The organism is Caballeronia grimmiae (assembly GCF_000698555.1).
Taxonomy (GTDB): Bacteria; Pseudomonadota; Gammaproteobacteria; order Burkholderiales; family Burkholderiaceae; genus Caballeronia; species Caballeronia grimmiae.
Window position 1 is genome coordinate 25,544 of record NZ_JFHE01000017.1, and the last position, 16,252, is coordinate 41,795.

Below are 16,252 nucleotides of genomic sequence, written 5' to 3' on the forward strand. Positions count from 1 at the left end.
CGGAACGACGAGAAACGACGAGGATCGGGAGTCGGTCATTCTAACAGACCGGTCCGATTGACAGGCGCGCGACGGCGCGTCGAACGTGCGCCATCCGGCAGTTCGCCCGGGCATTCCACGTGCGACGGACGCGGCGTGCGAAGCCCGCGGGCCGCGCCGCCTGCCCGCCTCGTGGCAAAATGCCCGTCAATTGTGTGAGCAACGAAGCCTGAGGAGTACGCTCGATGACCGATCCCCGCCCCGCCGATGTCCCCTGGTTGACGCCCTACCTCACCGTGAAGGATGCGCGCGTGAGCATCGGCTTCTACGAGAAGGCGCTCGGCTTCGTGGTGCGCGACAGCGTCAACGACGACGGCACGATCATTCACGTCGAGATGACGTATCACGGACAGTTGATCGTGATGTTCGCGCCCGAAGGCGCTTACGGGTCGCAGGCGCGCACGCCGAAAAGCGCGGGCCAGACGGCGCCGCAGTCCTTCTATCTTTATGTCGACGACGTCGACGCCACGTTCGCGCAGGCGCTCGCGGTCGGCGCAAAGCCGCTGATCGAGCCGCAGGACCAGTTCTGGGGCGACCGCTTTGCCCAGTTCGGAGACCCGGACGGTTATCGCTGGGCGATTGCGCGGCATCTGCGTTGAACGGTTCTCAAGTTTCTCATGCCACGTTTCTACGTTGACGGCGCGCTCCTCGCGGGCCAAACCCTTTCCCTTCCCGACGATGTCGTGCGTCACGTGCAGGTGCTTCGCCTCGCGGCCGGCGACGCGATCACGCTTTTCAACGGCACGGGCGGCGAGTATCACGGCGTGCTCGTCGATATTGCGAAGAAGACGGCGCTCGTCCGTATCGATAGCCATAACGAGCGCGAAGCCGAGCCGCCGTATCGCGTGACGCTGGCGCAAGGCGTCGCGGGCGGCGACAAGATGGACTGGCTCATCGAGAAGGCGGTGGAGCTGGGCGTCGCGGGCATCGAACCGTTGATGGCCGAGCGGGGCGTCGTCAGGCTCGTGGGCGAGCGTGCGCTGCGGCGTCAGGCGCACTGGCAGGCGCTCGTGCGCGCCGCTTGCGAGCAATGCGGACGCAACCGCGTGCCGGAAGTCGCGCCGCCGCGTGACCTGTCCGCGTGGCTTGCGGCGCTGCCGGGTGCATCAGATGGCGATGTGCGCCTGTTGCTGTCGCCGCGCGCCGAAGTCTCCTTCGATGCGCTGCCCGCGGAGCCGCCGCGTGGTCGGGTGACGCTGGTGATCGGTCCGGAAGCCGGGTTTTCGCCTGCAGAAGAGAGCGAAATTGCGAGCGCGGGGTTTTCAGCGCTCGGTCTGGGGCCGCGCGTGCTGCGCACCGAAACGGCGGGCATCGCGGTGCTAGCGGCGCTGGCCGCGCGCTGGGGCGGTTGGTGACGCGCTTTCTGGCCGCTCCAACGAAAACAGCCCGACGAGCATACTCATCGGGCTGTTCTCTATGTGACGCCGACAGTTCAGACGAACGAATAAAACACGCGGAAGGCCACGCGCCGTTCGGCCCAGAATTCGGCCGCGTCGCGGAACACATCGAGCAGCGTCTCACGCCCTTCCTTGTCGAACTTCTGGGCGATCGGCAGTTGATCCAGCACGATCACGAAGCCCGGCTGCGAACCCGCCTTGTGGACGAGATCGGTCAGGCTGTCATACAGCGCGTCATAGTTCTTGCCGAAATGCTTCGGGAACAGAAACGACAGCGCGATCGTCTCCAACACTTCCTGCTTGCTCTGCGCCTGGCCGAGATACGCGTAGAGAAAATGCTGACCGAGCCGGTTCGCCTCGTCGGCGAGTTCCTGCACACGGAACGCGCGTATCGACTGCACGATGTTCGGCCGCACCGTCGCGAAAAGAGACTCCGATTCCTCCTGAGGATGCCCCTCGGCGTCCGCGCTGTGCTGCGGATTCGGCTCGTCTTCGGGTCTGTTGTCGTGTTCTGTCATCCGTAGCCGCAATACTCGCTGGAACAGGTTGCCATCGCCGGTGGCGAAAAGATCACCCGCGACGCCGTTGTCGTGCGCGTAGATGTTGTCGCTCATGCCGTTAATCCCTAGTTATCCCGCAATGCGTTTCAAACTGGCGTAATGGTCGTCCGAGTAGTAGCAATCGTCTGTTTGCTGCTTCGGGCCACCGCATACGATCCGGCGTGCGCCGCGATCCCGCGCGCGCGGCGTGGGGACTGTGTACTCGTGGTAGTAGCCGCGGGGATGCCGCGGCAGCAAACGCTCGCGATTGCCGAACACGACGCCGTCCTTCTCATAAGGAAACGGGCCGCCCGCTTCGATCAGCCTCAGCGTCTCGACCGCTTGCCTCGGCAACTGGGCGACGCTGATTGTCCCGGGGCCATCGCCGCGCGCCTGAGCGACGGCAGGCCGCTCCGCTTCAGAGGACGCGACTGTCGCATCCGGCCTCGCCGACGCCTTTCCCGCCTGATTCGACTGCTCCGCAATCGTGGGCGTGGACGTTGGCCGTGGAGCCGCGTCGCCGTGCGAAACATCCTTGCCGCAACCGCTCAGAACGAGACTCAGAGCGACGATACAAGCGAACGCCGATGCACGCTTCACGAAACGATTGTCCCCGCGTTGATCCGAAATTCGACGACCATGAAAGATATAAGGGTATCGCTAATGACAGGGGGAAGCAACGTTCCGCCGAATTTCGGAAATTTTTTCTCAACTTCGACTCGTGGAAGCCTAAAAACCGGAGAAAAGACAGGAATTTTTAGCCTTTGTCTGAGTTACTTTTATCCTGTATGAGATAAAAATGCATGCGTAGGGATCGAAACCTCTGGACCGGTTGCCTCACCTGTCGCCAGTTTCGCGCGATGCCCGCCATCGCGATTGCTCTGCATTGGGCGGCAACCCCTTGCCTCTGCCCCAAGCGTGCCAGCACCGGCACGCTTTTTTTTCGCCCAAAGAAAAACGCGGCAGGAAGAACTCCTGCCGCGTTGTTTGCGGTGACGCCCGAGCCGGATGCTTAGCGCGAGGCCGTCGTGTCCGCGACCAGCAGCGCCGTCATGTTGACGATGCGACGCACCGTCGCCGACGCCGTCAGCACATGCACCGGCTTCGCGGCGCCGAGTAGGATCGGCCCGATCGCGATGTTGTTGCCCGCCGCCGTCTTCAGCAGGTTGTACGAGATGTTCGCCGCGTCGATGTTCGGCAGGATCAGCAGATTCGCGTCGCCTTCGAGCGTCGATTCGGGCAGCACTTCGCGGCGCAAACGCGCGTCGAGCGCGACGTCGCCGTGCATTTCACCGTCCACGTCGAGATCGGGTGCGCGCTGCTTGAGGATCGCCAGCACGTCGCGCATCTTCTGCGCCGTCGGCGCGTTGCTCGTGCCGAAGTTCGAATGCGACAACAGCGCGATCTTCGGCAAGATGCCGAAGCGCTTCACTTCCTCCGCCGCGAGAATCGTGATCTCGGCGAGTTGCTCCGGCGTCGGATCGACGTTGACGTGCGTATCGACGATGAAAATCTGGCGGCCGGGCAGCACGAGCGCGTTCATCGCCGCGTACACGTTGCAGCCTTCCTTCTTGCCGATCACCTGATCGATGAAGTGCAGGTGACGATGCGTCGTGCTCACCGTGCCGCAGATCATGCCGTCCGCTTCGCCCTTCTTGACGAGCATCGAGCCGATCAGCGTCGTGCGGCGGCGCATTTCGAGCTTCGCCATCTGCTGGCTGATGCCCTTGCGCGCCATCATCGAGTAATAGGTCTGCCAGAAATCGCGATAGCGTTCGTCGTGGTCCGTATCGACGACCGTGAAGTCGACGCCCGGCGTCAGACGCAGGCCGAACTTCGTGATGCGCTGCTGAATGACCGCCGGACGGCCGATGAGAATCGGCTTGGCGATCTTTTCGTCGACGGCGATCTGCACCGCGCGCAGCACGCGTTCCTCTTCGCCTTCCGCGAACACGATGCGCTTCTTCTCCGGCTCGACGCTGCGCGCAAGCTGGAATACGGGCTTCATCGTCGTGCCGCTGTGATACACGAACTGCTGCAGATGCTGCTCGTAGGCGTCCATGTCCTCGATCGGACGCGTCGCCACGCCTGATTCCATCGCGGCCTTCGCCACCGCCGGCGCGACCTTCACGATGAGACGCGGATCGAACGGCTTCGGAATCAGATATTCCGGACCGAACGACAAGTCCTGGATGCCATAAGCCGTCGCGACGATATCGCTTTGTTCCTGACGCGCCAGTTCGGCGATCGCGTTCACGGCCGCGATTTCCATTTCCTTCGTGATCGTGGTCGCGCCTGCATCGAGCGCGCCGCGGAAGATGAACGGGAAGCACAGAACGTTGTTGACCTGATTCGGATAGTCCGTGCGGCCGGTCGCGAGCACCGCGTCGGGACGCACTTCGAGCGCGAGTTCCGGCAGGATTTCCGGCGTCGGATTGGCGAGCGAGAGAATCAGCGGCTTCGCGGCCATGCCCTTCACCATCTCCTGCTTCAGCACGCCGCCAGCCGACAGGCCGAGGAATACGTCCGCGCCTTCGATAACTTCCGCGAGCGTGCGCGCGCTGGTTTCGCGGGCGTAGCGCTCCTTGTCCGGGTCCATCAGCTCGACGCGGCCCTTGTAGACCACGCCGGCCAGATCGGTCACGTAAATGTTCTCCAGCTTCATGCCGAGATCGACGAGCAGGTCGAGACACGCGAGCGCCGCCGCACCCGCGCCGGACGCGACGAGCTTCACTTCGCCGATGCTCTTGCCGACCACCTTCAGCCCGTTGGTGACCGCCGCCGCGACGACGATGGCCGTGCCGTGCTGGTCGTCGTGGAAGACCGGGATCTTCATGCGTTTGCGCGCTTCACGTTCGACGATGAAGCAGTCCGGCGCCTTGATGTCTTCGAGATTGATGCCGCCGAAAGTCGGCTCCAGCGCGGCGATCACGTCGACGAGCTTGTGCGGATCGGTTTCGTTCAGCTCGATATCGAACACGTCGATGCCTGCAAACTTCTTGAAGAGCACTGCCTTCCCTTCCATGACCGGCTTCGACGCCAGCGGCCCGATGTTGCCGAGACCGAGCACCGCGGTGCCGTTCGTCACCACGCCGACGAGATTGCTGCGGGCCGTGAAGCGCGCGGCGTTCAGCGGATCCGCGACGATCTCCTCACATGCGAACGCCACGCCCGGCGAATACGCGAGCGCGAGATCGCGCTGGTTGATCATCTGCTTCGTCGGGGCGATCGCGATTTTCCCGGGGGTCGGGAACTCGTGATAATCGAGCGCGGCTTCGCGCAACTTCGTATTGGCGGGAGTCGTCATAAGGCGGGCTGAAAGTGCGGGAATTAGAATAGAGATTCCAACGCATTGTAGCGCCAAACCCCTACGGTTTCGGGACGGCAGTCCGTGCATTTCGGCTATAAGTGCCGTGACTGCCAAACGTCTGATCGCATGGCGCGGCAAGGCTCGCAGCGCATCGTCCTGTTTTTTCGAGATATAGGCGGCGGTTCTCGATCGTTCGGATTCCAGCCTTGTCGTTATCGCCGTTCCGTTTTTGCAGCGCACAAAAAATGACTCATTCGCCGACGATGCTCTCCGAGTTCTCCTTAATCGACCGCTTCTTCGCACGCCGCGCGAAAACGCCCGCGCCGCGTCAGGGCGACGCGCCGCTCGGCATCGGCGACGACTGCGCGCTGATCGCGCCGCCCGCGGGGCATCAGTTGGCCATCTCGACGGACATGCTCGTCGAAGGACGTCACTTCTTCCCCGATGTCGATCCGTACGCGCTCGGTCACAAGGCGCTCGCCGTCAATTTGTCGGACCTTGCCGCGATGGGGGCGAAGCCGCACGCGTTCACGCTCGCCCTCGCGTTGCCGCGCGCCGATGAAGCGTGGCTCCAAGCGTTCAGCGACGGCCTGTTCGCGCTGGCCGACCGCTTCGGCTGCGCGCTGATCGGCGGCGACACGACGAGCGGACCGCTCAACATCTGCATCACCGTATTCGGCGATGTACCGCACCACACGGCGCTGCGTCGCGATGCAGCGAAGCCGGGCGACGACATCTATGTTTCCGGCACGCTCGGCGATGCCCGCGCGGCACTCGGCGCGATGCTCGGCGAATGGCAAGCGCCGGACGCTGCGGCATCGGCGTGGCGGCGCGCGCTCGAACGCCCCGAACCGCGCGTGGCGCTCGGCATGGCGCTCGGGGGCATCGCGCACGCGGCGCTCGATATCTCCGATGGCCTCGCCGGCGACCTCATGCATATCCTGAAGCGCTCGAACGTGCGGGCAACCGTCGATGCCGACGCCGTCCCCTGCTCAGACGCCGTGCGCGCCATGCCGGACGCCGCGCGCCGCCAATGCACGCTCGCGGGCGGCGACGACTACGAGCTTTGCTTCACCGCGCCGCGCACCGCACGCGATGCGATTGCGCGCATCGGCGAACGCGTGGGCGTGCCGCTGACCTGCATCGGTAGAATCGAATCTTTCGGTTCGCCGGAAATCGCGTGGCGCGACGGCGCCGGCGCTCCGCTTTCTTTGATGTTGCAAGGCTTCGACCACTTTCATGCAGACTGACCCGACTCTCGCGAACGCGCCCGACCGGCCGCGTCCCGCGCCGCGCAAGGCGACCGCGCGCTTCATGCTCAACCATCCCGTGCATATTCTGTCGCTCGGCTTCGGCAGCGGGCTGTCGCCTGTCGCACCGGGCACCGTCGGCACGCTCTTCGCGTGGGCGTCGTTCGTTGTGTTCAACCGGCATCTCACGGTTGCCGAATGGGGCGCGCTGATCGTCGTCGGCTACATTGCGGGATGCTGGTTCTGCAGCTTCACGGCGAAGAGGATGGGCGTCTCGGACCCGTCGGCGGTGGTGTGGGACGAGATCATCGCGTTCTGGCTGGTGCTGCTGTTCGTCACGCCCGCGACCTTCACCGGCCAGTTGTGGGCGTTCATCGTGTTCCGCTTCTTCGACATGGTGAAGCCGCCGCCCATCCGCTATTTCGACCGGCATCTGAAAGGCGGCTTCGGCATCATGTTCGATGATCTCGTCGCGGCGTTCTTCACGCTGCTCGTAATCGCGCTGTGGCGCATGACCGTTTGATTTCATTCCTCTCTTCGAGAACACCGCCATGCCAACCGACACCGTCGTTCACCAACTCGCGATTCGCGTCAGCAACAAGCTGCGCGACGAACGACTGATGCTCGCGACCGCCGAATCGTGCACGGGCGGCATGGTCGCCGCCGCGATCACGGACATCTCGGGCAGCAGCGCGTGGTTCGAGCGCGGTTTCGTCACGTATTCGAATCTGGCGAAGACGGAGATGATCGGCGTGCCCGCCGCGCTGATCGAGCAGCACGGCGCGGTGAGCGAGCCGGTCGCGAAAGCGATGGCCGAAGGCGCGCTGCGCAACAGCCGCGCACAGGTATCGGTGTCGATCACGGGCGTGGCCGGCCCGGCGGGCGGCAGCGACGCGAAGCCGGTCGGCACCGTCTGCTTCGCGTGGAGCAACCGGCTGCATACGGCATTCGAGACGCTGCACTTCAAAGGCGACCGCGAGCAGGTGCGAACGCAGGCGGCGGCGCATGCGCTGAGAGGCTTGCTGGAGTTTCTCGAACAGCGCGAGCGATGAGAGGCGGGCAGTCGCAAGATGCGGGCGCAGTGGCCCGCTTCCCGGAGGAATACATTCAGGCGCTCTTCACGCCGACATCCGGCGCGTGAGCGTGCGGTTCATCGATACGCGTTGATCGTATCGCGTGTCTTCTTCGCGGCAACGGCCGCTGCGTCGGCGTAGTCATCGCCCTTGCCGGCGTAGATGATCGCCCGCGATGAGTTGATGAGCATGCCGGCGCCGTTGGCCGTGCGGCCTGCACGCACGGTCGCTTCGACATCGCCGCCCTGCGCGCCAATGCCGGGAATCAGCAGCGGCATATTTCCGACGATGCCCCGCACCGCTTCGATCTCCTTCGGAAACGTCGCGCCGACGACGAGGCCGAGCTGGCCCTGATCATTCCACTTCGTCGCCGCGAGCTTCGCCACGACCTGATACAGCGGCTGACCATCGGACGTCGTCAGGAATTGCAGGTCCGAGCCGCCCGGGTTCGACGTGCGGCACAGCACGATCACGCCCTTTCCCTCATGCGCGAGATACGGCTCGATCGAATCGAAGCCCATGTACGGATTGACCGTCACGGCATCGGCCTTGTAGCGCTCGAAGGCTTCCTTTGCGTATTGCTCCGCCGTGCTGCCGATATCGCCGCGCTTTGCATCGAGAATCACCGGAATGCCAGGATGCTTTTCGTGGATATGCGCGATCAGCGCTTCGAGCTGGTCTTCCGCGCGATGCGCCGCGAAGTATGCGATCTGCGGCTTGAACGACGACGCGTACGGCGCGGTGGCGTCGGCGATGGTCTTGCAGAACTCGAAGATCGCGTCGGCGCGGCCGTTGAGCGCGCCCGGAAACTTCGACGGCTCGGGATCGAGGCCGACGCACAAGAGCGATTGGGTCCGCGACCACGCGGCGTTGAGAGACTGGATGAAGGACATGGCGGGCAAGTCTGGAAGCGTCGAAGGCATAAATTTTAGCGTATCGCTCTTGGAAGAATGATGCGCATCGGGGCTGATTCGTCCGTCTCCTCCTAAAGACCGGACCAGGCAGTTTCAGAATTTGCCGGCAAAATTGAGATTATCCTGATAGTAAGCGCCGTAGCATCGATCAAGAATGGCTATATACACGAGGCGGATGCTTACCAAGGCTTATATTCTCCAGCCGGAGTCAGCAGCACTGTGTGAATCTTGCCAATCCGTGCGCCCAAAGTTCGAGGCGTGCTGAGTACGCGCCCGATAACTTTTATTAGCGCATCAGGAATTCATAAATTCATGACAGTTACTTCAGAGACTTCGCCAGACTTCACCCAGTTTCACGAGCACGCTTTTAGCCCGTCAGAGTGCGCGGTGCTGATCGAGCGGTTCAATCAATCGGAATACAAAATAACCGGATCAGCCGGAGGCCAGATTCAACAGTCAGTAAAACGCAGCACCGACCTCATAATTAGCCTTCATCGGGAATGGGATGACGTCAATGCGTTTCTCAATCAAAGAATCCTGCAATACCTTATTCAATATATTCGCAGCTATCCCTTTGTGCTGAACAGTAATATCAGACAGGCCCCGACGCCCGGATCGGGCCGAACCGTCCTGCGCGATGTTGCTCCGCTAGAATTTCCTTCATTGACCGACCAGGAGTTGATCGAGGCCATCGACCTTTTCTTTATGCCCGGGTCTATCAATCTGCAGCATTACGCGGCCAATGTAGGGGGCTATCCGGCCTGGCACAGTGAATATCACGCCCAGAACCTCGATGGCCTTCACCGGGCCCTCTTCTGGGTGGTCTACCTGAACGAAGAGTTCGACGAAGGCGAAACCGAGTTCTTTTTTCAACGGACCAAAATCAAGCCGCGCACCGGTTCCCTTCTCATAGCTCCAGCAGGATTCACGCACACGCACCGTGGCAATGTGCCGAAAAACGGAGACAAGTACATTGCCACGAGTTGGGTCATGTTGAAACCGGCGGCAGCTCTGATGAATCAAGCCGCTTCGGCCGCACAGTAACTCGTGCGTCGATTTATTCGCGCCGACAGCCGCCTATTCGGTGGCCGGCGCGTATCGCGCTTCACCTCAGCAAGCCTTCGCGCTTCCGCGCACGCCGTGCCCCTTCCCCGATGCGCTCGACGGTGAAGCGAAACTCCCGCGCCAGCCGCTCGCCGGGCGCGAGCACGGTCATCCCGTGCGCCTCGCCGCCGCCGGGCAGATTCACCGCGTTGATCGGATGATCGACCGGCTCGAAACAGAAGAAGTCCTCGCCGGGCGGCGCATAGAGCACGTAGTAATCGGTATCGGCGGCGATCGTGAGCGACAGGCGGCGCTTCGGCCACAGCACGCTCGTGCGTCCGCTCCAGCCGGTGAACGCGTTATTCACCATTTCCGATGGCATCGGATAAGCGACGCCGAATTGCCACGCAGGCGGCGCGGGAACGTGACGGACCGGCAGCCAGTCGTCGCCACAAAGCCACAGCCCGCCCGCCGCGGCGGATAGTTCGGTATCGGTTTCGCGCATCAGAAACGGATGCAATCCGAGGCCGAATGGCAGCGCTGCATCGCCGCTATTGCGCACTTCGAGCGTGACGACGAGCGTCGCGTCTTCGAGCGCGTAAGTCTGCGCCGCGTGAAACGAGTACGGCTTGCCGTCGTGGCGATCGAGCGTCAGGCGCACGCGCGTCGCCTCTTCCTCTTCGACCTCCCACGCGCCGAGCCAGCCGTCGCCATGCAGCGGCAGCGGTTCGTCGGGACGATTCGGCGGCACGTCGACCGCGCGTCCGGAGAACTGGAAATGCCCGTTGCCGATGCGGTTCGAATACGGCAAGAGCGGATAGCACGCGAGCTCGTTCGGGTCAGTGCCGGGACCGGGATCGGCGCACGGCCGGAAGATCGGCACGAGCACGCCTTCGTGGCGCCAGTCGAAACGCGTGATGCCGCCGCCGAGCGCCGGCGCGACCTCGAGCCGCAAGTGCGCGTTCACCAGCGTGATGCAGCCTTCGACGTCCGCGCCGCCCATCGCCACGACCGCGGTGTGCGGACCGGGGCGGATTGGCGGTTCGGAGGCGGCGGCGAGGCGCGAGCGGCGAGCGTTCGCCTGCGCGGTGGATGTCGTCGATGCGGATTTCAGCCTTTGCTCCGTGCGCGCAACAGTCATGACTCGTGCTCCATCGAGAGGCGACCGACCCGGCATCGCCGGGGCCAGAGCGGGCGGCGCGTCAGTGCGCGCCGCCTCGTTTTATCCGTTCAGCTTGCCGGCGAAGACCGGTTCCGCGATGCCGCGCACGCCGGGCTGCGCGGTGAAGATGCCGCCCGCGTGCGGATCGGCGTCGAGCGCATCGTCGTCCAGACCGGCGCGCGCCGTCGTGATGAAAAGCGTATCGAGCGATGCCCCGCCGAACGCGACGCAACTCGGCTGCGCGCTCCGCACCGCGATGCGCGCCGTCTCGCGGCCATCGGGCGCATAACGCACGACGCGCCGGCCGGCCCATTGTGCGTTCCACAGGCCGCCGTCGGCATCGACGATCGAGCCATCGGGGAAGCCCGTGTCATCGGACAGTTCGACGAACACGCGTTGATTGCCGAAGTCCGGATAATCGCACGCGCGGATGTGGCGCGTCGGCGTGTCGCAGTAATACATCGTCGCGCCGTCCGGGCTGAACGCCGTGCTGTTGTTGATCGCGAAATCGCCGAGCGGCAGGCGTTCCAGCGACAAGTCCAGATTCAGCCGATACATCCCGCCGATGGGCTGGGCGTCGTCGACATCGTGCTTGGTGCCGAACACGAAGCGCCCTTCACGATCGCAGCGGCCGTCGTTGAGACGCGTCGGCAGATGCGCTTCCACTTCGACGATCGTCTCGATCTTCCCCGACGCAATCTCGAAGAACGCGAGCCGCGACGCGAGACCCAGCAACAGCACGTTCGGATCGGCGCACAAGGCGAAGCAGGCAAGGCGTTCGGGCATCGCGAACGATGCCGTCGCGCCGTCGCGCGGGTCGTAGCGCCACAGGCGCTTGCCTTCGATATCCGTCCACCAGAAGCGCCCGCTCGCGGCGCACCACGTCGCGCCTTCGCCGAGTTCGCACCGGCTGTCGATCAGAAGCTGCGCATCCATCGCGTGCGCGCTGTTCATCAGGACCACCCTGCATCGACGATCATGTCCTGCGCCGTCATCATGCTGCTGTCGTCGGACGCGAGGAACAGCGCCGCGCGTGCGAGGTGATGCGGCAGCAGTTCGCCGTCGATGCATTGCCCTTGCTTGAGCGCGAGCTTGCCGGCTTCGTCGAACCACAGCCGCTTCTGCTTCTCGGTCAGCACCCAGCCCGGCACGAGCGTGTTGACGCGAATGCCGAACTTGCCGACATCGCGCGCAAGGCCGCGCGTCATGCCTTGCACCGCCGATTTCGCCGTCAGATACACCGGCATGCCGCTGTTCTTCAGCATCCAGCTGACGGAGCCGAGATTGATGATCGAGCCGCCGCCCAGTTGCTTCATGTCGTCGATGACGGCCTGCGCCGCGAAGAACTGATGGCGGACGTTCACCGCGATGCACGCATCGTAGTACTCGGGCGTCACGTCCGCGATCGCATGGCGCTGGTCGTTGGCCGCGTTGTTCACGAGCACGCCGATCGGCCCGAGCGCGCTGCGCACATCGGCGATGCCCTGACGCAATGCGCCGATGTCGGTGAGATCGACGCGCAGGAACATTGGGCGCACGCGGTCCGCGCCCGGCGATGCGCCAAGCTGGTCCGCGAGCGCTTCGCCCGCGCTGGTGTCGATATCGAAGAATGCGACTTTTGCGCCCTGATCGAAGAAATGTTCGACGAAGGCCGCGCCGATGCCGGTCGCGCCGCCGGTGATGAGCACCGTCTTGCCGGCGAGGCTCGGATAGCGCGCGAGTTTGCTGTCGATTGCCATATCTCTTCCTGATTAATCCCGCGATCCGCGGTTCTTCAACTGGTCGAGCAACACCGCGGCGAGCAGGATCGCGCCGCGCACGAGGTACTGATAGAACGCGTCGATGTTGAGCAGGTTCATCACGTTCTCGACGGTGCCCATGATGAGCACGCCGATCACGACGCCCGAAATCGTCGCGCGTCCGCCGAGCAGCGACACGCCGCCGAGCACGCACGCCGAAATCACGTTGAGCTCGAAGCCTTGCGCCGCGTTCGGCTGCCCCGACGTGATTCGCGATGCAAGGATAACGCCGGCCAGCGCCGTCACCGCGCCCTGGATCAGAAAAATCCACACGCGCGTGCGTTCCACGTTGATGCCCGCGAGCCGCGACGCCTCCGGATTGCCGCCGATGGCAAGCGTGTTGCGCCCGTACACGGTCTGGTTCAGCAACACGCCGAACACGACGAAACACGCAAGCGTCACCCAGATAGGCAGGGAGATTCCGAGCATCGACAAGCCACCGAGCGCAATGAACGTATCCGACGACACGCCCACCGCCTGCCCATGCGACACGATGAAGCCGAGCCCGCGCACGATTTCCATCGTGGCCAGCGTGGTGATCAGCGCGTTGATGCGCAGATACGCAATCACCGCGCCGTTCACGAAGCCGATCACCGCGCCCGCCGCAACAGCAGCAATGATCGCGATAAACGTGTTGTCGGTCGCGTTCAGCACCATCGCGCACAGCACGCCGGCGAAGGCGATCGTCGATCCCACCGACAAGTCGAAGTCGCGCGACGCGAGACAGAACATCATCGTGCACGCGACCATGCCGATCTGCGAAATCGACAGCGCGAGACCGAGCATGTTCTCGATCGAGAAGAAGTGATCGACGGAAAGCGACATCGTCACGAACATCACGATGAAGATCACGATCAGGCTGTACTCCGTGATCTGCTGCCACCACTTCTGTTTGTCGTTCTTCTGCGGGATCAGCGCGTTCGCGACCGTTTCGCTCGCCTGTCCCACGATGTTTTCTCTTGCTTCCATGATTCGCTCCTCTTGTCTTTACGCGGCCTGCGCAACCGTCTCGGCCTGCGGCAACGCAAGGCTCAGCACCGATTGTTCGCTCGCCTTCCCGCGCGGCAATTCGCCCGCGATCCGCCCCTGCCGCATCACGACGATGCGATCGGATACGCCCAGCACTTCCGGCAACTCCGACGAAATCATCACGATCGCGCAGCCGCGCTCCGCAAGCTGATAGATCACGTTGTAGATTTCGTGCTTCGCGCCGACGTCGATGCCGCGCGTCGGTTCGTCGAGAATGACGACCTTCAGATCCGGCTCCGCGAGCCAGCGCGACAGAATCGCCTTCTGCTGATTGCCGCCCGACAGGAAACGGATGCGCTGCTTGCGGCTCGGCGTCTTGATCTTCAGCAACTGGATGAAACGGTCGGCCGTCTGCGCTTCCTTCTTGCGGTCGAGAAACAGACCGCCGCGCAAATAATGACGGCGGCACGAGATGTTGATGTTCTCAGCGACCGTCGCCATCGCGACGATGCCCTCTTCCTTGCGATCCTCCGGACACAGCACGATGCCGTGACGGATCGCTTCGCCGGTGCTGCGTATCCTGATCGGCTGGCCGTCGAGCTGGATGTCGCCGCCCTTCTTCTTGTCCGCGCCGTACACGAGATGCATCAGCTCGCTGCGGCCCGCGCCGACCAGTCCGAAGAAGCCGACGATCTCGCCGCGCTTCACCTCGAAGCTTGCTGGCGCGCTCAAGGCATCGCCCTGCACGTTCTTCACGGAAAAGCGCACTTCGCGCAACTCGCGCGCCCGATAGTTATAGATGTCGCTAATTTCGCGGCCGACCATTTCCTGCACGAGCGTATCGCGCGACACTTCGGCGAGCCGCGTGTGCGACGCGATCTTGCGGCCGTCGCGGAAAATCGTGCAGGCGTCGCACAGTTCGTAAATCTCGTCCATGCGATGCGAGATATAGATCAGAGCGCGCTTGTCGGCCTTCAGGTCGCGCACGAGCTTGAACAGCACTTCCGTCTCGCGATGCGACAGCGACGAAGTCGGCTCATCGAGCGCGATCACGCGCGCATTGCGCAACAGCGCCTTGCAGATTTCGACCATCTGCCGCTGCGCGATGGAGAGCTTGCGCAGCTTGGCGCTCGGATCGAGATCGACGCCCATCGCCGCGAGCCGCTCGCGCACGTGCTTTTTCGCGGCGCTCTTGTTGACCCAGCCGAGCCGGTTCGGCAACGCGCCGAGCAGCAGGTTTTCGGACACGGTGAGGTCCGGCACGTACTGCAACTCCTGATGGATCACCGCGATGCCCGACGCGATCGATGCCGCCGCGCTTCCGAAGTGCACTTCTTTTTCGTCGATGAGCACACGCCCCGAATCGGGCTGATACTCGCCGCCGAGAATCTTCAACAAGGTCGATTTGCCCGCGCCGTTCTCGCCCATCAAACCGTGAACTTCGCCGGCATTGACGTCGAACGACACGCCGTCGAGCGCACGCACGCCTGGAAACACCTTGCCGATATTGTCAAAACGCAGCGTCGCTGACACATCGCCTCCTTTGTCGCCAATGCGCGGGCCGCTTCCTGCAACGCGGCCCGCTTCGCTTCACCCGATTTAGTTCGACGCCAGGCCCATCTGCTGGCGCACCGACGACACGTTCTCACGCGTGGCGAGCATGCCGGTCGTGAGCGTGAGCATCGGCGGCGTCTTGCCGTCCTTGATCCACGCATACATCAGCTCGGACGTCTCTTCGCCGTGGCGCTTCGGGCTGATGATGACGGTGCCGAAGAAGCCCGTCGGCTGCGGCTTCTTGAATTCGTTCAGCGCCGAATCCGATCCGCCGATGCCGATGCCGATCATGTTGTCGGCCTTGAAGCCGCGCCCTTCCGCCGCGCGCACCGCGCCGAGCACGCCTTCGTCGTTCAGCGCATACGCGACCCAGTGCTTGAACTGCGGGTTCTTCGTGAGCGCGATGTTCGCGGCGTTGAATGCGTTCTCGGTGTCGGTCTTGGCCTGCGGCGCGGCGATGATGTTCGCCTTCGGGAAGCCGGCAGCGACGAGCGCATCGGTGGCGCCGGACGTGCGGTCGTGCGCGGTCGGCAACTGCTCGTAAGTCACGTCGATGGCGCCGACTTCCTTCATGTCCCAGCCGCGCTTCTTGATCTCGGCGGCGATGCCGTCGCCCACCTGCTTGCCGATGTTGTACGCCGAGATGCCCATGTGCGGCACGGACTCGATCGGCTTGCCGGAACCGTCGACCAGGCGGTCATCGACGGTCATCATCTTCAGCTTGTCGGCCTTCGCCTTCGCGACGATGCCCGGCCCGAGCTTCACGTCCGGCGTGCAGATGATGAAGCCCTGCGCCTTTTGCGCGGCGAGGTTGTCGATGGCGCTCATCACCTTTTCGCCCGACGGCGCGCCGATCTTCACGAGCGTGAAGCCCTTGCTCTTCGCGGCCGCTTCGGCGAACTTCCATTCGTCCTGGAACCACGGCTCTTCCGGCTGCTTCACGAGGAAGCCGATCTTGACGTCATCGGCGGCCTGCGCGACGGGCGCGGCGATCAGCGTGGCGCTCGTGGCGGTGGCGGCGGCGATCAGCGTGAGGAACAGTCTGCGTTTCATCTTGTGTCTCCCGAGTTTTTACCCGTTGTCTCAAAAGCCCGCGTGTCGGGCCGTTACGAAATGTGTGTGGCTGCTTGTGGCTACCTGTGACTGCCTGCGACTGCTTGTGGCTGCTGTCGTCTTCATGCCGCCGTCGCATCGCGGCAGTC

The 16,252-nt window shown here is 63.5% G+C and carries 15 protein-coding genes and 2 pseudogenes; 6 read left to right on the plus strand and 11 right to left on the minus strand.

The features are described from left to right. Window positions 1-224 precede the first annotated feature (224 nt). Complete coding sequence (locus BG57_RS17870) at window positions 225-638, plus strand: VOC family protein (protein ID WP_035966757.1); 414 nt, start codon at window positions 225-227, stop codon at window positions 636-638. A gap of 18 nt (window positions 639-656) precedes the next feature. Then, a complete protein-coding gene (locus tag BG57_RS17875) occupies window positions 657-1,394 on the plus strand; it encodes a 16S rRNA (uracil(1498)-N(3))-methyltransferase (RefSeq protein ID WP_035966758.1) in 738 nt (245 codons plus the stop codon). A 77-nt stretch (window positions 1,395-1,471) separates the two neighbouring features. Here BG57_RS17875 and BG57_RS17880 read toward each other — a convergent pair. The 4 genes and pseudogenes from BG57_RS17880 to BG57_RS17890 form a co-directional block, all read right to left on the minus strand. Then, window positions 1,472-1,879 (minus strand): annotated as a pseudogene (locus BG57_RS17880) (barstar family protein); the annotation flags it as partial. A 63-nt stretch (window positions 1,880-1,942) separates the two neighbouring features. Further along, window positions 1,943-2,050, minus strand: a pseudogene (locus BG57_RS34330) (barstar family protein); the annotation flags it as partial. A 15-nt stretch (window positions 2,051-2,065) separates the two neighbouring features. Continuing rightward, on the minus strand, window positions 2,066-2,575 hold the full coding sequence (locus tag BG57_RS17885) for a ribonuclease (protein ID WP_035966762.1): 510 nt from the start codon (window positions 2,573-2,575) through the stop codon (window positions 2,066-2,068). 412 nt (window positions 2,576-2,987) lie between these two features. After that, window positions 2,988-5,282 (minus strand): NADP-dependent malic enzyme, encoded by a 2,295-nt coding sequence (locus tag BG57_RS17890; protein ID WP_035966764.1) that lies wholly within the window; start codon window positions 5,280-5,282, stop codon window positions 2,988-2,990. A 266-nt stretch (window positions 5,283-5,548) separates the two neighbouring features. Between BG57_RS17890 and thiL the strand changes: the two genes are divergently transcribed. The 3 genes from thiL to BG57_RS17905 are packed head-to-tail and all read left to right on the plus strand — an operon-like array spanning window position 5,549 to window position 7,587. Next, window positions 5,549-6,535 (plus strand): thiamine-phosphate kinase, encoded by a 987-nt coding sequence (thiL, locus tag BG57_RS17895; protein WP_035966907.1) that lies wholly within the window; start codon window positions 5,549-5,551, stop codon window positions 6,533-6,535. Continuing rightward, the gene (locus BG57_RS17900) at window positions 6,525-7,058 is read left to right on the plus strand and encodes a phosphatidylglycerophosphatase A family protein (protein ID WP_174447232.1); all 534 of its coding nucleotides are present in this window, start codon (window positions 6,525-6,527) and stop codon (window positions 7,056-7,058) included. Before thiL ends, BG57_RS17900 begins: the two co-directional genes overlap by 11 nt. Before the next feature lie 28 nt (window positions 7,059-7,086). Next, the gene (locus BG57_RS17905) at window positions 7,087-7,587 is read left to right on the plus strand and encodes a CinA family protein (protein ID WP_035966765.1); all 501 of its coding nucleotides are present in this window, start codon (window positions 7,087-7,089) and stop codon (window positions 7,585-7,587) included. 98 nt (window positions 7,588-7,685) lie between these two features. Here BG57_RS17905 and pyrF read toward each other — a convergent pair whose 3' ends face one another. Beyond that, window positions 7,686-8,501, minus strand: coding sequence for an orotidine-5'-phosphate decarboxylase (pyrF, locus tag BG57_RS17910; protein WP_035966767.1), 816 nt, complete (start codon window positions 8,499-8,501; stop codon window positions 7,686-7,688). A 333-nt stretch (window positions 8,502-8,834) separates the two neighbouring features. Here pyrF and BG57_RS17915 point away from each other — a divergent pair, with 333 nt between their 5' ends. Further along, on the plus strand, window positions 8,835-9,566 hold the full coding sequence (locus BG57_RS17915) for a 2OG-Fe(II) oxygenase (RefSeq protein ID WP_035966768.1): 732 nt from the start codon (window positions 8,835-8,837) through the stop codon (window positions 9,564-9,566). A gap of 61 nt (window positions 9,567-9,627) precedes the next feature. Here BG57_RS17915 and BG57_RS17920 read toward each other — a convergent pair whose 3' ends face one another. From BG57_RS17920 to BG57_RS17945, 6 genes are all read right to left on the minus strand, one after another. Then, window positions 9,628-10,707: an aldose 1-epimerase gene (locus BG57_RS17920; protein ID WP_035966769.1), complete on the minus strand. Its 1,080-nt coding sequence runs from the start codon at window positions 10,705-10,707 to the stop codon at window positions 9,628-9,630. 81 nt (window positions 10,708-10,788) lie between these two features. Continuing rightward, window positions 10,789-11,682, minus strand: coding sequence for an SMP-30/gluconolactonase/LRE family protein (locus BG57_RS17925; protein ID WP_035966770.1), 894 nt, complete (start codon window positions 11,680-11,682; stop codon window positions 10,789-10,791). Continuing rightward, entirely contained in the window at window positions 11,682-12,467 is a 786-nt protein-coding gene (locus BG57_RS17930; protein ID WP_035966771.1) for an SDR family NAD(P)-dependent oxidoreductase, read from the minus strand. The genes BG57_RS17925 and BG57_RS17930 overlap by 1 nt, the downstream gene beginning before the upstream one ends. 12 nt (window positions 12,468-12,479) lie before the next feature. Further along, the gene (araH, locus tag BG57_RS17935; RefSeq protein ID WP_035966773.1) at window positions 12,480-13,496 is read right to left on the minus strand and encodes an L-arabinose ABC transporter permease AraH; all 1,017 of its coding nucleotides are present in this window, start codon (window positions 13,494-13,496) and stop codon (window positions 12,480-12,482) included. Between the two features lie 18 nt (window positions 13,497-13,514). Beyond that, window positions 13,515-15,029 carry an L-arabinose ABC transporter ATP-binding protein AraG gene (araG, locus tag BG57_RS17940; RefSeq protein ID WP_035966775.1) on the minus strand — a complete coding sequence of 505 codons (1,515 nt, stop codon included), beginning with the start codon at window positions 15,027-15,029 and terminating at the stop codon, window positions 13,515-13,517. Window positions 15,030-15,095: 66 nt separating this feature from the next. Then, a complete protein-coding gene (locus BG57_RS17945) occupies window positions 15,096-16,103 on the minus strand; it encodes an arabinose ABC transporter substrate-binding protein (protein WP_035966776.1) in 1,008 nt (335 codons plus the stop codon). Window positions 16,104-16,252 lie beyond the last annotated feature (149 nt).